Genomic DNA, 15,325 nt, shown 5'->3' with positions numbered 1-15,325 from the left:
GCTTGCCTGGCGCGACGTTGGATAGAGTTCAGAAACCGTTCAGTGTTTCCCGCCCTCCTGCAGCTTCGCCAGAACCTCGTTAAGCGCGAAGCTGCCAGGCTTTTGCCGCGGTGGGAAATCGACGTAGGTTTGCAGGTGCCGGGCCACAAAGGCCTGGGCCGGCACGAGCGCAAAGGCATGCTCGACGCGCCATCTGGCGTAGTCGCCGGCGACATGCTGGGCGATCTCGAAGGGGTCCGCACGCAGGTCTATGAGCTTTGGAAAGCGCAGCGTTATCAATGGATCCTGCCACACGTCGAGGCCTTCGGCCCGCTGTTCCATAAACACGATCTTCCAGCGGTCAAAGCGCAGCCCGGCGAGGTTGCCGTCGTCCGTCCAATAGAAGTATTCCTTGCGCGAACTTGGCCCAGTGCCTGCGAGGAGCTCCCGCTGATTGTACCCGTCGAGATGGACCTTGAAGGTTTTGCCTGCCGCCTCATAGCCCGCCAGAAGCTTTTCCTTGACGTTCGGTTCGCCAGCGGCGGCGACCAAGGTTGGCACCCAGTCTTCGTGGGAGACGACATCGTTGATTTCCGTGCCCGGCTTGATGACCCCCGGCCAGCGCATGACCCCTGGGACCCGGTAGCCGCCTTCCCAGTTGGTATTCTTCTCGCCATGAAACGGCGTGGAACCGCCGTCGGGCCAGGAGAAGAGTTCCGCGCCGTTGTCGGTCGTCCACAGTACGATGGTGTTGTCGGCGATGCCTAAGTCGTCCAGTTGCTTCAGAAGCTGGCCGACCATGCCGTCGAATTCCGTCATACCGTCGGCCACCAGGCCGAGACCGGTCTTGCCTTGCGACTCCGGCTTCAAATGCGTGTAGATATGCATGCGGGTCGCGTTGAACCAGCAGAAGAACGGCTTTCCAGCCTTCTGGTTCTTATCGATGAAATTCATCGCGGCGCCCAGGAATTCCTCGTCCACCGTCTCCATGCGCCTTCTGTCGAGAGGTCCAGTGTCCTCGATTATCTGCTTACCTACCCTGCCGAAGCGCGGGTCTTCAGTCGGGTCATCCGTGTCGGTCGCCACGCATCTAAGCACGCCGCGCGGCCCGAACTTGGCGCGGAACTGCGGGTCCTTCGGGTAGTCGGGATTTTCCGGCTCTTCTTCAGCATTGAGGTGATAGAGATTGCCGAAGAATTCATCGAATCCGTGAACGGTCGGCAGGAATTCATTGCGGTCGCCTAGATGGTTCTTGCCAAACTGGCCGGTAGCATAACCTTGTGGCTTGAGCAGCTCAGCGAGCGTTGGATCCTTGTCCGACAGGCCTTCCTTGGCGCCTGGCAGACCGACCTTGAGCAGGCCGGTGCGGAAGCAGCTTTGCCCAGTAATGAACGCCGCGCGTCCCGCAGTGCAGGACTGTTGGGCATAAAGGTCGGTGAAGATCGCCCCTTCGTCGGCAATGCGATCGATATTGGGTGTCTGATATCCCATCTGGCCGCGGTTGTATGCGCTTGTGTTCCACCAGCCGATATCGTCGCCGAAGATGACCAGAATATTGGGCATAGGGCCCGGTGTTTGCGCTTTCGCTGACCCGCCGGTAATTGACCCCATCGCCGTTACGGCCAGCAGAGATCCGCCCGCCAGAAGAACATCACGCCGGCTTGGATGGCGGCGCGGATTTGCTTGCTTTTCGCTCATATTCTTCTCCCCGACTGGTTTGAATGAATGCACGCACAGGACGGCAATGCAGTCTGGACACGCCCTCCGTCAATGAACGCGGATTTGCCGGCACTCTCCTTTGGGTGGCGCATCGGCTCTTTTTCCACTGGCCATTTATGGAGTATAGCTCGCGGCGCTGTTGTACTTTGGGGAAGTCCGCTTCTAGCTACCTCACAGGTGTCGTCGTAGGATGCTCTGACCACAAGCGATTGCCATGGAAGTCCCTCGATTGCGCATGTACGGGCGAAGTGGAGCCCACCGTATTCCGGTTGAGGATGTCCATGAATTCGGTGGCATCCCCTTCAGTCAGGTCGGTCACCTGTTTGTGCCCGATCAAAGCGGGATAGCCGGTGATAGCATCAAAAACGGTCCATGTGCCGTTTCCTTCTGCGCGGCGGTCGTATGGCATAGCGCCTGAAGAGTCGGTCATTCGCTTGCCTCGTAGCCCATAATGCCCGATCTAAATCTGATGAGCAGGGATTTCGAGGCCTCATATTGATGACCTTCGACGGGCTCCATCTTGGATGTGACATAACCCGCCTTCTTCAGCATATCGCGCAGCATGAGGGTCTGGGATGATCTGAAGTCCATGTGATAGAGGTTGGAAGGCATGATGTCTTCCTTTCGCTTGGGGCGGGCCTCAGGCGTTAGTGCCCGTGAAATGACTGGTGAAGCGCGCAGGGTGCTTCAACACCGAAAGTTTAGCAAGTGCTTAATAAATAAAATTCGAGGCCTGTGACACCCATCGAAATGCCGATGGACCAGCACAAGCCAGCGCGTGAACACACGGTGCAGTCGGTGGAGTGGCCACGAAGCCGGTTGTGGAGCCATCATAGCCCGAGCTTCGGCTCGGGCAGCAATTCGAGGCGCTCGGAATTGTGTTGCTAATATATGCAGCAACAATACAGGACAATCCTTGAACGAACAGGAACTTTGCTGCTCAACTACTGATTTTGGGTGATTACGCTGCCGAGCGGCCCTCCCACCCTTCGAGGCCGATTATGGCCCGTCCTGAGTTCTTTGCAGAAACGGTAAAACAAGCCCGCCACCGCTAGTAATCGGCGGAACCATCAATTCGCAGCCACGGGTCTATGCCGTCGGCGGGTCCCATACCCGCTGGTGCTACGCGCGCTATAGGTCATATCGCGCCTACGACAATACGTTCCAGCCCTATGGCGGTCCCCGCCAGCAGTGCTATTCGCCCTACCGTTAAACATTCGCAGCGATCCGGGGTGACGCGAGCTCGCGGCTGTTACGTGCTGCGGCCCTTTCTTTGGAGCGGATGCATGGCATGAGCAATCAGCCGGTGACGGTGGCTTGCTGGACCGGGTCCATATTATCCCCAATCGGCACTCTTAGCTCCCCCTCTTCTTCCGCCCTGCCCTCCTGTTCCCAGTCCGTATCACGGACCGAGTAATTGGCACACCTCCAAACCCCGCCAGCATTCCCATAACTGGCAACATCGCCACCCACTGTTCTGGCCTCAGTGCCGACGCCAATATATCCCCCTCCAACGCCTTCGATATGGCTGCATTCTCGTCCCTCTGAAGCGCTATCCTATAATCATGAACATAACCATTCGGAGGGCGTGTCGGCCTAATCCTTGGCATCGAACTCCTCCAAAATCTTCACGACGTCCTCACGATCAATCTGACCCGCCAACTGCCTAGCCCTCGCCAAGTGGTCGGGCGTGGGAGGAACCTGCATCCTTGCCGCGCCGCAATACGGGTCTGATGCATTGCGAGACATGATCCAGTCTTCAATCAGCCCAACAGTTGTAAACCACACGCCGCACCTGTTTCGAGCGACAGGGAAGCCCTCTTCCAGCCTCCATCTGGCGACGGTCTGGCGAGTGACGCCAAAGAACGCAGCGATGCGATCCAGCCCCATCACTATCGGGCTTCCGACTTCCTGCATGCGAGCTTGGTTTATTCTGCGTGTCATAGCTTTGTTAACCACTTGCCAGGGGCGTCCGGCACCTTGGACCGGCGGCTTCGATCGGCACAGTGTATTATATTAGATGTTGCGTAACTATCCACCAGCAACACAGCCCAGCTGGGAAAGCCCCCTCTTTCGCAGCCACAAGAAGCCCCTCGCTAGTTCCAACCTAGTGGGGCTTTTTTCTATGTGGGATATAAGGGTTTCATTAGTGACAGCATGCGGCAATCATGTGGCATGGAGCCAACCGGACTGGTTGGAACACCATTGTAATTGTTGGGATAATTTGCGACTGGTTGTCAGTCATTCCCCCATGCGAAACTAGCGATCAAGTGGATAAAAAGTATTATTTATCAAATACTTATAGGAAATATGGCCTTGTCATCAAAGGCGGATTGAAAATCCGCGTGTCGCTGGTTCGATTCCGGCTCTGGGCACCATAAAAATCCAGCAAATTCAATTGGATCAATGGGGTGATCGTGCAGTTGTTCTGCGGCCAGGGCACGATGACGTGAGCCGCGTGCGGCAGAGCCTCCTGCTTAGAGCCTGATTGAAGGTGCCTTAGGGTTCAGCGAATTGGCCAGATCAACGGCCATCCCATGGTCCAGCTTACCGAGGACAATGCCGTTCACGTTGGCTGTCCTGCCGGCGTGCATGTCGAAGACGGACCACTGGTCGCCCTGAACCTTCTTCGCGGTGAAGCGTGGGTTGATTGGAAATCTCATTGTTCCTCACCTTATTTGTTTCGTTCGAGGGGAACATAAGAGATTGCTCATCGACCTGTTACCCCGATGAATGCATAGCTGCCATTCAAGGGTCAGATCGAGGGTGGCTGAAGACGGATGTCGAAGCGTCTGATCAGGCCGTTCTCTATCCGAAAAATATGGCCGCCCATCTCGTCGAACAGCAAGTTGCCCTTGAGGTCGCGCGCGGTCAGGCGGACCTCGACATCGGTCGTTCCATCCGCACCGATCGAGAAGCCGACCGGCTCCGCGTGGGAGTCGATCGTCGCCCATTGTCGCGTCCAATAGTCGCGAACGCCATCGTGTCCGTAGACATGCCCGCCCTCCAAGCCGTTGGCCCACACGACATCTCGGTGCAAGAACGCCAGCACCGCTTCCATGTCGCGGGCGTTGAAACGGTCGTAAAGGTGCCCAAGAAGTTCTGTGTCGCTGGTCATCGCGCGCTCCTAAACTGCCCCAGGGTAAGCTCGTCGAGCGGCTCGGGCAAGTCTGGGCCGGGACCGGAATTTCAAACTGAAACACCACAGAATCCCCATCCACCGCAGCGGCCAGTCCGGTGAACACGTCGTACACCCTCCAGCAACCGTCAGGGTTCTTAACGCGACCCCGGAATGTTTGATAAAGCCTCAATGTCAGCAGGAACCGAATGATCCATTGTCACGGCATCCACAATGTCCATGGCGGTGGCCTCATCAAGGCGCTTCAGGGTCACCGTATGATCGACGACAGCGACTTCGCCGGTCTCCGTATCGAGGATCGACCAGGTGCCTTCGTGTCTGGCGGTATACTGAGGGCAAATCGGAAATATCATTCTGCGATCCCTACAGTTAGCGTTGAGGACGCCCGCCTCCCTCCCTACAGATCCGCCTTCGGTGCTGGTCTTCCGCTTTTCCTCGACGTTGAGGATAATCACAAGATCATTGGCAACATCGTGGGGTAACCGATTGAGATCCACCCCGTGCAGCGGCGTTGATCGCTCTTGCTGCGTCTGCAGCACTGCCGATTGCGACCGTTCCTATCGCCTGCTCGGTCGATGGATCAATGACTTCGAGCCTCCTTAGAATCTCGGGTTCGATCCAGTCACCGTCGATATAGAACCTGTGAGCGTTCTTCATGGGATCCCTGAATGTTTGGCAGTTGACTGTACTGGCGGATAATCGAACGTTTCCGGGCCATTCATGATCGTGGAGAAGAGGCTGGTTTGACCATTGACCGTCACACGAGACGCTTTTTCGCTGCGGCCCAGACTAAAATGTGAAGGCGTCACCGCTCAGAAATCAGTCACTTTCCCCCATGCAGATTTTAAGAAGCGGTCTGGATGGTAGGGCCGAGGATCGACGATCGGCTCACCGCCTGTGACCATATCGGCAATCAGGTGACCCGCGCCCGGCCCGATGCCGAAACCGTGACCGCTGAAGCCGGCGGCCAAGATGAAGCCGGGAACGCTCGCTATTTCGCCGATTCCCGGCACCCCATCGGGGGTGCTGTCGACATAGCCCGCCCAGGCGGCAGCAATCGTGGTGTTCTTCAAAGCAGGCAACAATCCGAGGGCGCGCGAATGGGTAATGCGAATGGTCCGTTTATCGATGGCCGGATCGAGGATGCGCATGCGCTCCATCGGCGTGGGCGCGTCCAGCCGCCAGCGTGCCAGTGTCTCATGTCCAGAGCGAATTCCCTCCAAGCCACCCGGCGCTAGGCTGCGCCAGCGCCGGACGAACATTGGCAGGAACTGCGGCCCGAAGCGGAACTGTTGCGGCGTCAGATCGACGCGGCCGCCGCCGCTGATTGCAAGGGTATAGCCGCCGTCGCGGCGACGGGTGGCAGAAACGGCCGTCGTATGTAGCGCGTCTGGCAGGCCAGTGGCGCCAGGCGAGACGGAAAGGATCGAAGAGCGGACAGAGGCTTGGGGAAAGCGGATGCCAAGTTGATGGCAGAACGAGGAGGCCCAGGCACCTCCGGCAAGGACCGCGATTTTAGTGCGAATTGTGCCGTGTTCGGTGACAACGCCGCAGACTCGACCACCTTCGGTCTCGAGACCGCGGGCGGCACAGGATTGGTGGACCGTTCCTCCGAGCTTCAAGAGCGCGGCCGCGACGGCCGGTGCTGCGGACGCCGGATCGGCGGTGCCGTCGGTCGGCGAAAAGACACCACCCTTCCAAGTCCTGCCGGTCGCGCGGCCGCGCTCCGTCGCCGCGGCACTGTCGAGCATGTGTGTTGTGACCCCGGTGGTGCAGGCGAAGTCGCGCCAGCGCGCCCAGCCGGCCAGTTCCTCGTCATTGTTGCTCAAATAGAAGAGCCCGCAGCGGCGAAAGCCCGTGTCCTCTCCCGTTTCGGCGGCAAAGCTCTCCCAGAGGTCGAGGCTCTTTGTTGCCATGGGCAGTTCGCGAGCGTCGCGGTTTTGCTGGCGGCACCAGCCCCAGTTGCGGCTCGATTGTTCCGCGCCGATCCGACCTTTTTCGACGAGCGCAACCTTCAACCCGCGCTGGGCCAGATAATAGGCCGCAAAGACACCGACGATGCCGCCGCCGATGATCACCGCGTCTGCAGCAGCGGGCAGCTCCGTAGATGTAGCGACAAATCTCAGCGGTGCAGGCATGGCATGGTCTCCGTTTCGAACGCAGTCTAGCGGTTTCTTTGCCCCAGCGGTGCCGGACTTCGGGCGATGGCAGCAGAAAATTCTGTCTTGTCAAATGTGCTCAGACCTTTGTGCTTGAACACATGAGGCAGAATGAATCGACAGACACGTTCTATGTGTTAGGTTCAGCGAAAGGTGTCCGCAGCAGAATCTGCTGCGCCACTGGCTGAGGTAGAGGATCCGAAAAGGTGGCCCATGAAGCTAGACAGGATTGACATCAAGATTCTCTACGAACTGCAGAAGAACGGACGCATCACCAATGTGGAGCTTGCCGAGCTTGTTGCTCTCTCGCCGAGCCCCTGCCTAATGCGGGTGAAGAAGCTCCAGTCGGAGGGTTACATCGGAGGCTACGCTGCGCAGATCAATGTCAGCAAGCTGGGTCAGACGCTTACCGTATTCACTGAGATCACGCTGAAGAACCACCGGCAGGTAGACTTTGCCCGGTTTCTCGCCGCGATCGAGAAAATTGATAACGTGATCGAGTGCCACCTGGTATCTGGCGGGTACGATTATCTGCTGAAATTCGTGACTGCCGGAATCGGCGAGTATCAAACTATCATGGAACGCCTCACCGACATGGACGTCGGCATCGACAAATATTTCAGCTTCGTCGTTTTGAAGTCGCCCATCGTAAAGGCGCACATGCCACTGACCAGCCTGTTTCCGATGTAAGGCTGTATCTTGCTTTGCGTATGCTTTCCATCTCGAAACGCCGTCGCCTCAGCGCCGGCAATAGGCCCGAACCAACTCCGCGTCCTGCTCGAGTCCGTCGAGCCAGGCGGGGTCGAGCTTCGGCACCGAGGAAAAGAGCAATTGCGAATAGGGGTGGTGCGGAGTCTTGACCTCGGCCGGAGTGATTTCCTCGACCTTTCTGCCGCCATACATCACAACGATCTCGTCGCAGATCGCCTCGACAACGGACAGGTCGTGGCTGATGAAAATGTAGGAGAGTCCGAGCTCGCGTTGCAATTCCTTGAGGAGGTCGATGACCGCGGCGGCGACAACAGTATCGAGTGCCGAGGTAATCTCGTCGCAAAGGATCAACTTCGGGTCAGCGGCCAATGCGCGGGCAAAGTTCACGCGCTGCTTTTGACCGCCGGAAAGCTCTCCCGGGCGCCGGTGGCGCAGATTGCGCGGCAGGCGCACCATATCGAGCAATTGGTCGATGCGGGCGCTCCGCGCCTTTCTGTCCATGCCATGGTAAAAGACGAGAGGTCGGTCAAGGATGTCCTCGACGGACTTTGCGGGATTGAGCGCGGTGTCAGCATATTGGAAGACGATTTGCATCTGGCGCAGTTGGTCGCGCGAGCGCTCGCGTGCGTTGCGGCCAAGTTCCTTGCCATCGAAGACGATCTTGCCGACGGCGGCCGGCAAGATGCCGGCTATGGCGCGGGCGAGCGTCGACTTTCCGCAACCGGATTCGCCGATGATGCCGAGGTTACGACCCTTCTCCACCTTGAGGCTCACATGCTCCACGGCGCGCACGAGCGGCAGCCCGTCGCTCTGACGCTGGCCGTAACCGGCGACAAGGTCATCGATCCTTAGAAGCGGAACGGGCAGAGCCTCGGAAGGATCGACAGGCCCGCGCGCCTTCGGCTCGAATGCGGCGAGCAACTCCCGCGTATAGGGATGTTTTGCAGCGCTGAGGATTTCCTCGGTCGTGCCGGTCTCCTGCGTCTCGCCGCCTTTCAGAACGACGATGCGGTCGGCGATCTGGGCGACGACAGCAAGGTCGTGCGAGACATAGACCCCGGCGATCCCGCCCTTCTTCATGACGGCCTTGAAGGCGCGCAGCACCTCGATCTGCGTGGTAACGTCGAGTGCCGTCGTCGGCTCGTCGAAGATGACGAGCTTGGGGTCGCCGATCAGGGCCATGGCGGCTGCTAGGCGCTGCAACTGCCCGCCGGAAACCTGATGCGGATAGCGGCTGCCGATCGTCTCCGGCTCGGGCAACGACAGTGCGCGGAAGAGCTCGACGGCATGGATGCGAGCGTCGTCCGGCGACATGAGGCCATGGATGCGGGTGACCTCTATGACCTGGTCCATGATGGTGGCGGCAGGGTTAAAGGCGGCGGCAGCCGATTGCGGTACGTAAGCGACCTCGGTGCCGCGTATCCTGGCGCGCTGCTTTTCCGTGAGCGCGACCAAGTTCTTGCCGGCGACTGAAACAGTGCCACCCGAAATACGACAGCCTGGGCGCGCGTGACCCATCAACGTCAATGCAATCGTGGTCTTTCCCGAACCGCTTTCCCCGATCAGGGCGACTATTTCGCCTTCAGCGATTGTCAGGCTGACGCCCTTGATGATTTCGACGCGGCGTCCGGAATCGGTGGTTGCTTCGACCTTCAGGTCACAGATTTCGACGAGATTGGTCATCATTCGCTCCGATCTCGGATCTTCTGTGGGAGGTTGTCTATCAGCAGATTGACGCTGATCGTGAGGCTGGCGATCGCAAGCGACGGGAACATGACGGCCGGTGCGCCGAAAGGCAGGCCGCCGATATTCTCGCGGACAAGTGCGCCCCAGTCGGCATAGGGCGGCTGAACACCGAGGCCGAGGAATGACAGGCCGGATAAAAGCAACACGATGAATACGAAACGAAGGCCCAGATCAGCGAGCACAGGCCCGACGATGTTGGGTAGAATTTCGGATCGAATGAGATAGAGGGTGCTCTCCCCACGGATACGCGCGACGGTGATGAAGTCCATCGCGTTAATATTGACGGCAAGTGCGCGAGCGAAGCGGTAGGATCCAGGAATGTAGATGACCGACAGCGTCAAAATCAGCACCGGGATCGAGGAGCCGACGGCAGCAACGACCACAAGCCCGAAGAGCTTGCTTGGTATGGAGTTCAGCGCGTCGAGGAAGCGGCTTAAGATCGTATCAATCCAGCCTCCAGTGACGGCGGCGATCATGCCAAGAACCACGCCGCTGAAACAGGCAATCGTCACGGCTGCAAGCGAGATGCCGACGGTATAGCGCGCGCCCATCAGGATTCGCGAGAGCATGTCGCGGCCGAGATAGTCGGAGCCGAACCAAAGATCCCGGCTCATCGGGCCGAAATAGTCGACATCAATGATTTCACCGACCGGGTAGGGGATTACGAGCGGCGCGAAGATGGCAACGAGCGCCCAGGACAGGATGATCGCAAGGCCAATCATGCCCACGACGTTGAAGCGATAGCCAAACCGGATTCCAAATTTCCGGGCGGGTGTCGACGTGCTTGAAGTCGTCATTGTCATCGGAGCCTCGGATTGGAAAGAATGGCGATGATGTCGGCAGCCGTGATCAGGATTAGGTAGCCGAGACAGAAGATCATCGCGCAGCTTTGGATCAGCGGTAGGTCGCGGGTGGCGACGGCGTCGACCATGAGCTTGGCAATCCCGGGATAGTTGAAAATCGTCTCGACGATGATCACGCCACCCAGCAGATATGAAAGCGAGAGCGCAACGGCATTAACGATCGGCCCGAGCGCATTGGGCAGCGCGTGACGAAAGACAATGCGCGGTTGGGAGGCCCCCTTGAGTAGCGCCATCTCAACATAAGGCGTGTTGAGCGTCTCGATGACTGCAGCGCGCGTCATCCTTATCATCTGCGCCGAGACGACGAAGGTCAGCGTGATCACCGGCATGGCATAGACTCTCAGCATATCGCTCAAGCTGTGGACCTCGTTGGCGAAAGAGAGCGCCGGCAGCCACTTCAGGTAGACGGCGAAGATCAGCACGGCTGAGGTCGCGACCATGAATTCTGGGACGGAGATTACGCCGATCGTCAAAATGGTGACAATCCGGTCATAGAGCGAGCCGCGCAGCATGGCAGCGGTGATTCCGAGCGTCAGCGCGATCGGGACCGAGAACAGGGCGGTCACGCCGGCAAGCTTCATGGTGTTGATGAAACGTCCGGCAATAAGATCGGCAATGGGCATGTCGTTGGCATAGGAGGTGCCGAGATCGCCATGCAACAGGCCGACAATCCAGCGCAGGAAACGGAAGAGCGCCGGTTCGTCGAGGTGCATCGCGGTGCGCAGACCGGCGACGGCCTCGGGTGTGGCAGCCTGGCCGAGAAGGATGGTTGCCGTGTCGCCCGGCAGCAGTGTCGTCGCGAAGAACACTGCGAAGGAAACGATCAGCAATGTGACCATGGCAATGAGCAATCTGCCAAGGACAAGCGATAGGACCGGGTTTTTCACACGCGTTCCCTTTCAGCGTTCGAGATGGTGTTCCGCATCCAAAGATGCCCGGGGCTACGCCAGTGCGGAGAGCCCCGTGGCCAGTTGCTTCGTCAGGCTTCAAGCCAGACGTATTCGGCAAAGGCATAGCCCATCTGGCCGCCCAGCGGGTTCGCTTCCAGGCCTTTGAGTTTGGCCGTGGTGGCATCGACGTTCGAAATATAAGCCGGAATGATCGTGCCAGCTTCTTGGGCGACCATAACCTGCATGTCGTTGTAGATGGCCTTTCGCCTGTCCTGGTCGAGCGAACCGCGCGCCTCGATCAGCATCTTGTCGAACTTCTCGGACTTGTACTGGCTCTCGTTCCACGGCGCTTCGGAAGCGTAGAGCAGCGAGAACAGGATGTCCGGTGTCGGGCGCGGATTAATGTTGCCGAAATGGACGGGAGCCTTCAGCCAATAATTGTCCCAATAACCGTCGGACGGAACGCGCTGGACGTCAAGCTTCATGCCGATTTCGGCACCGGCCGCCTGGATGATCATCGCCATGTCGATTGAGGAGGTCGCTGCGTCGGAGGCGATCACCGGGATGGACTGACCCAGAACGCCGGCCTTTTCGAAATGGAACTTGGCCTTTTCGGGATCGAATGCCCGCGCCTTTAGGTCTGCATTATGATAAAAGTTCGCGGGCGACACCGGCTGGTCGTTGCCGACCTCAGCCAACCCCCGGAGCGCCGACTTGACGATCTGCTCGCGGTTGACGAGAGACTTCATGCCTTCGATGAAGTCCCGCTTGCTGCCAGGCTCCATGTCGAGCCGTATGTTGAGATCGGTGTAGTTGCCGGAAGTCGTCTTCGACAGCACGAAAGCGTCCCCCTGCGTCTCGACCAAGCGCATCGAGCGTGGATTGATCGAGGCGGCAAGATGAATGTCACCCGAAAGCAGTGCGTTGACGCGTGCATTGTCGTCGCTGATGGCAAAATACTCGAAGGAGTCGACGTTCGGCCCCGACTTCCAGTAGTTCTTGTTCTTGACCCCGATCGACCGCACGCCGGGCTCGAAGGCTTCCTTGACGAAGGCGCCGGTGCCGTTTGCCTTCGAGAAATCGGTGGTGCCGTCGGCGACGATCATGAAGTGGTGCATCGATAGGATGGTCGGCAGGTCCGCGTTCGCATCGGCGAGGGTGATCTCGACGGTCTGTTTGTCGACTGCCTTGAAGCCCGTCATTTGGGCGGCGATTTTCGCGACCTTCGAACCGACCGCCGGGTCGAGATGGCGCTTCAGCGAAAAGATGACGTCCTCTGCCGTCAGCGGCTTGCCGTCGTGGAAAGTAACGCCGCTCTTGAGCTTGACGGTCCAGGTTTTTGCATCCTTGGATTCGATTGCTTCCGCAAGCTCCATTTGTGGGACGCCGGCCTGGTCGAGGAAGGTGAGACGATTGTAAAAGGAGCAGCAACGGACATAGTCCGTCGAAAGCGATGCCTTGGCCGGGTCGAGCGTATCGGCGGTCGACGACGACCATCCCGCCGCCTTCAGCGCGCCGCCGGAAACCGGCGTGGCGGCGACCGCCCGCGAGGCGCGACCGAGGATGAGGCCGCCCGCCGACATCGCCACACCGCCGGCCAGCATCATGTGAAGCAATTCTCGACGCGTCGCGCCACGGCGGATGGCATTTTCGACCATCGTGTCGTCGGATGTGGTCCAGTTTGTGATCTTGTCGTTCATGGCATTCCCCTTTTCGTGGTTTGATTGGCAGGTCTTTTTCTTGGTGCGGAGTTCAGTCTCGCGTTCAAGATCCTCATTCACCCCGCGCAGCGGCCACTGCGTTGGCGAGGCCGGCCATGGAGGTGAAGTGGTAGTCGGGCTCGGTGAATTTGGCCGGCTCAATGGTGCCGCCATATCCTTTCTGTCCGTGGCGTCGCTCGATCCAACAATTACTGATCCCTAGCTCCCGCGAAATCCCGATATCGTGGTACTGGCTTTGGGCAACATGCAGGATTTCGTGCTTTGAACTTCCTTCAGAGGCCACGAAGTCGAAAACCTTCTCGAAGAAGGCGGGGTCGGGCTTTTCAGTGCCAGTGTCATCGGCGGTAAAGGCGGCGTAAAACGGGCTTCCCAGTTCCTTGGCGAAGAAATCGAAGGCCCAACGACGTGCATTGGTCATGGCCACCAGGCGGTAGTCCTTGCCGAGCTGTGCCAGTGCTTCGGCGCTGTCGCTAAAGGCTTTCCAGCGTTTTGCGGAATCGCGCAGCCGCTCGCCGTATTTCCGCTCGACCGGCAGGCCGAGCTTTGGCGCGATCGCCAGATAGACGCGAACGAGATCATCCGGGAAGAGGTCGGCATCCCTGGAGTAGCGCGCCGCTCGGTAAAGGCTCAGCGCCTCTTCACCGTCGATGGCGACGCCCGCGTCAGCGGCGATGCCGGCGAGACACTCCGTAAGACCGCCCTCGAAATCAATCAGCGTGCCGACGACATCGAAGGTCAGATACTTGAAGTCTGGAAGGCTCTTGCGCATTTGCAAATCCCCAGTTCTCGGCCTTCCAAGGGAGGGCCGGCTACGTGAAGAAGGATATTCTGTTCCCTGGCGGGATGATGTTCCCGCTCTTGGTGAAAAAGGCACATGCTCCTGGGATCCGGCCTTTTTCTGGAATTGAGTTTGGCAGCTGTCCCGAACCAGAGTCTCCGAAATTACGCCGCTGCGCGGCACAAAATACCGAAGATGACGGTTCCGCGACATTTTACGATCGGCATTCTCAGCCCATAAGGGCACGCCGGACATCGGTGTCCGCGAGCGTCTCGTCGAGCGTCTGCCGTGTGCGTTCGACGATTGCGTCGATTTCCGCTTCCGTGCAGCAGAGCGGGGGGGCGTAGCCGAGCACGCCATGGGTGAAGGCGCGGATGACGAGACCGTTGTTCCAGGCACGGTCAAAGATGCGGCGTGCCGGCTCGGCGTCAGCCGGCAGGGGTGTCTTGCGCTCTTTGTCGACGACGAGCTCGATGGCAGCCAGCATCCCGCGGCCGCGGACATCGCCGACGATGGGATGATCCTTCAGGCTCTCAAGTCCGGCCATCAGGCGCGCTCCTGCCTTCCGGCCGTTTTCGAGCAGGCCGCCCTCGTAGAGCCGCAGAACCTCAAGGCCGACGGCGGCGCTGACGGGATGGGCCGAATAGGTATAGCCATGCCCGACAGCGGACGTGCCGGCGCCGTCGGCGATCGTCTGGTAGACATGCTCGGACATGAAGAGGGCACCCATCGGCACGTAGCCGGAGGTGAGGCCTTTGGCGACCGTCAGGAAGTCCGGCACGATTTCGTCCTCTGAGCAGGCAAACAGCGGGCCGGTGCGGCCGAAGGCGGTGATGACTTCATCGGCGACAAAGAGGATATCGAGATCGCGGCAGAGGTCGCGCATCGCCTTCATCCAGCCTCTGGGTGGCACGAGCACGCCGCCCGAGCCCTGGATCGGTTCGGCATAGAATGCCGCAACGCGATCGGCGCCGCCCAACTCTTCGATCTTCTGTTTCAATGCGGCAACAGAGGCAGCGATGATGGCCTCAGGGTTAGGGCCGGCGGGGTTTCGATAAGCATAGTGGGAGGGAATCTTGTGCTGCCAGTCGAAGGGCAGGCCGAAACCGGCATGAAAGGCTGGCAGGGCCGTCAGGCCGGCTCCAACTGTCGAGGAGCCGTGATAGCCCTGTTCGACTGAGATGAACTGGTCTTTCCCGGGCCGTCCGCGCGCATTCCAATAGTAGCGGATGAAACGGATCGTGCTGTCGACGGCATCCGAACCGCCGAGCGTGAAATAGACATGGTTGAGGTCGCCTGGCGCGCGCTCGGCGAGTTCGGCGGCGAGCCGGATTGCCGGCTCGGAGCCGAGGCCGAAATAGGCGGTCGCGTAAGGAAGCTCCCGCATCTGCCTTGCCGCGGCCTCGACGATGCTGTCATGGCCATAGCCCGCATTGACGCACCACAGGCCGGCAAAGCCGTCGATCAATTGCTTGCCGCTCGCATCGGTGATGGTTGCGCCGGAGGCGGATGCGAGAACCCGCACGCCCAGATTTTCGTGGCTGCGATAGGAGGCGACCGGATGAACGAGGTGCGCGCGGTCGAGTTCGATCAGGGAATTGCTAAACATGGCGGTCTCCA

The 15,325-nt window shown here is 59.2% G+C and carries 15 protein-coding genes, 1 tRNA gene and 2 pseudogenes; 3 read left to right on the top strand and 15 right to left on the bottom strand.

What is annotated here, in order from left to right:
* Positions 1-39 precede the first annotated feature (39 nt).
* From ACZ9DP_RS32380 to ACZ9DP_RS32370, 3 genes are all read right to left on the bottom strand, one after another.
* A complete protein-coding gene (locus tag ACZ9DP_RS32380) occupies positions 40-1,677 on the bottom strand; it encodes an arylsulfatase (protein ID WP_476204735.1) in 1,638 nt (545 codons plus the stop codon).
* Positions 1,678-1,864: 187 nt separating this feature from the next.
* On the bottom strand, positions 1,865-2,128 hold the full coding sequence (locus tag ACZ9DP_RS32375; RefSeq protein WP_476204733.1) for a hypothetical protein: 264 nt from the start codon (positions 2,126-2,128) through the stop codon (positions 1,865-1,867).
* Complete coding sequence (locus ACZ9DP_RS32370) at positions 2,125-2,310, bottom strand: hypothetical protein (protein WP_476204732.1); 186 nt, start codon at positions 2,308-2,310, stop codon at positions 2,125-2,127. The genes ACZ9DP_RS32375 and ACZ9DP_RS32370 overlap by 4 nt, the downstream gene beginning before the upstream one ends.
* 442 nt (positions 2,311-2,752) lie before the next feature.
* On the opposite strand from ACZ9DP_RS32370, the pseudogene ACZ9DP_RS32365 reads away from it, so the two are divergent.
* Positions 2,753-2,911: pseudogene (locus ACZ9DP_RS32365) on the top strand (BA14K family protein); the annotation flags it as partial.
* A 383-nt stretch (positions 2,912-3,294) separates the two neighbouring features.
* Here ACZ9DP_RS32365 and ACZ9DP_RS32360 read toward each other — a convergent pair.
* A complete protein-coding gene (locus ACZ9DP_RS32360) occupies positions 3,295-3,615 on the bottom strand; it encodes a hypothetical protein (protein ID WP_476204730.1) in 321 nt (106 codons plus the stop codon).
* A gap of 384 nt (positions 3,616-3,999) precedes the next feature.
* Here ACZ9DP_RS32360 and ACZ9DP_RS32355 point away from each other — a divergent pair.
* Positions 4,000-4,076: transfer RNA gene (locus ACZ9DP_RS32355), tRNA-OTHER, on the top strand.
* Positions 4,077-4,175: 99 nt separating this feature from the next.
* Here the strand turns inward: ACZ9DP_RS32355 and ACZ9DP_RS32350 are convergent.
* From ACZ9DP_RS32350 to ACZ9DP_RS32330, 5 genes and pseudogenes are all read right to left on the bottom strand, one after another.
* Positions 4,176-4,361 (bottom strand): hypothetical protein, encoded by a 186-nt coding sequence (locus ACZ9DP_RS32350; RefSeq protein WP_476204729.1) that lies wholly within the window; start codon positions 4,359-4,361, stop codon positions 4,176-4,178.
* Positions 4,362-4,453: 92 nt separating this feature from the next.
* Complete coding sequence (locus ACZ9DP_RS32345; RefSeq protein ID WP_476204728.1) at positions 4,454-4,816, bottom strand: nuclear transport factor 2 family protein; 363 nt, start codon at positions 4,814-4,816, stop codon at positions 4,454-4,456.
* A 158-nt stretch (positions 4,817-4,974) separates the two neighbouring features.
* Entirely contained in the window at positions 4,975-5,376 is a 402-nt protein-coding gene (locus ACZ9DP_RS32340) for a hypothetical protein (protein ID WP_476205545.1), read from the bottom strand.
* Positions 5,342-5,494 (bottom strand): annotated as a pseudogene (locus ACZ9DP_RS32335) (aldehyde dehydrogenase family protein); the annotation flags it as partial. The pseudogene ACZ9DP_RS32335 and the gene ACZ9DP_RS32340, both read right to left, overlap by 35 nt.
* A gap of 155 nt (positions 5,495-5,649) precedes the next feature.
* Positions 5,650-6,975, bottom strand: a complete 1,326-nt coding sequence (locus ACZ9DP_RS32330) for an NAD(P)/FAD-dependent oxidoreductase (protein WP_476204727.1) — start codon at positions 6,973-6,975, stop codon at positions 5,650-5,652.
* Positions 6,976-7,209: 234 nt separating this feature from the next.
* Between ACZ9DP_RS32330 and ACZ9DP_RS32325 the strand changes: the two genes are divergently transcribed.
* On the top strand, positions 7,210-7,686 hold the full coding sequence (locus ACZ9DP_RS32325; RefSeq protein WP_239595603.1) for an Lrp/AsnC family transcriptional regulator: 477 nt from the start codon (positions 7,210-7,212) through the stop codon (positions 7,684-7,686).
* Between the two features lie 48 nt (positions 7,687-7,734).
* On the opposite strand, the gene ACZ9DP_RS32320 is transcribed toward ACZ9DP_RS32325, so the two are convergent.
* The 6 genes from ACZ9DP_RS32320 to ACZ9DP_RS32295 all read right to left on the bottom strand — a co-directional run bounded on the left by ACZ9DP_RS32320 (position 7,735) and on the right by ACZ9DP_RS32295 (position 15,314).
* Positions 7,735-9,390, bottom strand: a complete 1,656-nt coding sequence (locus ACZ9DP_RS32320; RefSeq protein WP_476204726.1) for an ABC transporter ATP-binding protein — start codon at positions 9,388-9,390, stop codon at positions 7,735-7,737.
* The gene (locus ACZ9DP_RS32315) at positions 9,390-10,256 is read right to left on the bottom strand and encodes an ABC transporter permease (protein WP_476204725.1); all 867 of its coding nucleotides are present in this window, start codon (positions 10,254-10,256) and stop codon (positions 9,390-9,392) included. The genes ACZ9DP_RS32320 and ACZ9DP_RS32315 overlap by 1 nt, the downstream gene beginning before the upstream one ends.
* Entirely contained in the window at positions 10,253-11,203 is a 951-nt protein-coding gene (locus tag ACZ9DP_RS32310; protein WP_476204724.1) for an ABC transporter permease, read from the bottom strand. The genes ACZ9DP_RS32315 and ACZ9DP_RS32310 overlap by 4 nt, the downstream gene beginning before the upstream one ends.
* A gap of 92 nt (positions 11,204-11,295) precedes the next feature.
* Positions 11,296-12,906 (bottom strand): ABC transporter substrate-binding protein, encoded by a 1,611-nt coding sequence (locus ACZ9DP_RS32305; protein WP_239595597.1) that lies wholly within the window; start codon positions 12,904-12,906, stop codon positions 11,296-11,298.
* A 73-nt stretch (positions 12,907-12,979) separates the two neighbouring features.
* A complete protein-coding gene (locus ACZ9DP_RS32300) occupies positions 12,980-13,696 on the bottom strand; it encodes an HAD-IA family hydrolase (RefSeq protein ID WP_239599620.1) in 717 nt (238 codons plus the stop codon).
* Positions 13,697-13,934: 238 nt separating this feature from the next.
* Positions 13,935-15,314, bottom strand: coding sequence for an aminotransferase class III-fold pyridoxal phosphate-dependent enzyme (locus ACZ9DP_RS32295; protein ID WP_476204723.1), 1,380 nt, complete (start codon positions 15,312-15,314; stop codon positions 13,935-13,937).
* Between the last annotated feature and the right edge of the window lie 11 nt (positions 15,315-15,325).

The organism is Rhizobium sp. USDA 4016 (assembly GCF_056279705.1).
The sequence above is the reverse complement of the archived record's forward strand: the minus strand, read 5'-3'. Positions and strand labels throughout refer to the sequence as shown.

Excerpts from the sequence above, each read along its gene's own strand:
- ACZ9DP_RS32380 (WP_476204735.1), bottom strand. The coding sequence starts at position 1,677 with ATGAGCGAAAAGCAAGCAAATCCGCGCCGCCATCCAAGCCGGCGTGAT.
- ACZ9DP_RS32375 (WP_476204733.1), bottom strand. The coding sequence starts at position 2,128 with ATGACCGACTCTTCAGGCGCTATGCCATACGACCGCCGCGCAGAAGGA.
- ACZ9DP_RS32370 (WP_476204732.1), bottom strand. The coding sequence starts at position 2,310 with ATGCCTTCCAACCTCTATCACATGGACTTCAGATCATCCCAGACCCTC.
- ACZ9DP_RS32360 (WP_476204730.1), bottom strand. The coding sequence starts at position 3,615 with ATGCAGGAAGTCGGAAGCCCGATAGTGATGGGGCTGGATCGCATCGCT.
- ACZ9DP_RS32350 (WP_476204729.1), bottom strand. The coding sequence starts at position 4,361 with ATGAGATTTCCAATCAACCCACGCTTCACCGCGAAGAAGGTTCAGGGC.
- ACZ9DP_RS32345 (WP_476204728.1), bottom strand. The coding sequence starts at position 4,816 with ATGACCAGCGACACAGAACTTCTTGGGCACCTTTACGACCGTTTCAAC.
- ACZ9DP_RS32330 (WP_476204727.1), bottom strand. The coding sequence starts at position 6,975 with ATGCCTGCACCGCTGAGATTTGTCGCTACATCTACGGAGCTGCCCGCT.
- ACZ9DP_RS32325 (WP_239595603.1), top strand. The coding sequence starts at position 7,210 with ATGAAGCTAGACAGGATTGACATCAAGATTCTCTACGAACTGCAGAAG.
- ACZ9DP_RS32320 (WP_476204726.1), bottom strand. The coding sequence starts at position 9,390 with ATGACCAATCTCGTCGAAATCTGTGACCTGAAGGTCGAAGCAACCACC.
- ACZ9DP_RS32315 (WP_476204725.1), bottom strand. The coding sequence starts at position 10,256 with ATGACAATGACGACTTCAAGCACGTCGACACCCGCCCGGAAATTTGGA.
- ACZ9DP_RS32305 (WP_239595597.1), bottom strand. The coding sequence starts at position 12,906 with ATGAACGACAAGATCACAAACTGGACCACATCCGACGACACGATGGTC.
- ACZ9DP_RS32300 (WP_239599620.1), bottom strand. The coding sequence starts at position 13,696 with ATGCGCAAGAGCCTTCCAGACTTCAAGTATCTGACCTTCGATGTCGTC.
- ACZ9DP_RS32295 (WP_476204723.1), bottom strand. The coding sequence starts at position 15,314 with ATGTTTAGCAATTCCCTGATCGAACTCGACCGCGCGCACCTCGTTCAT.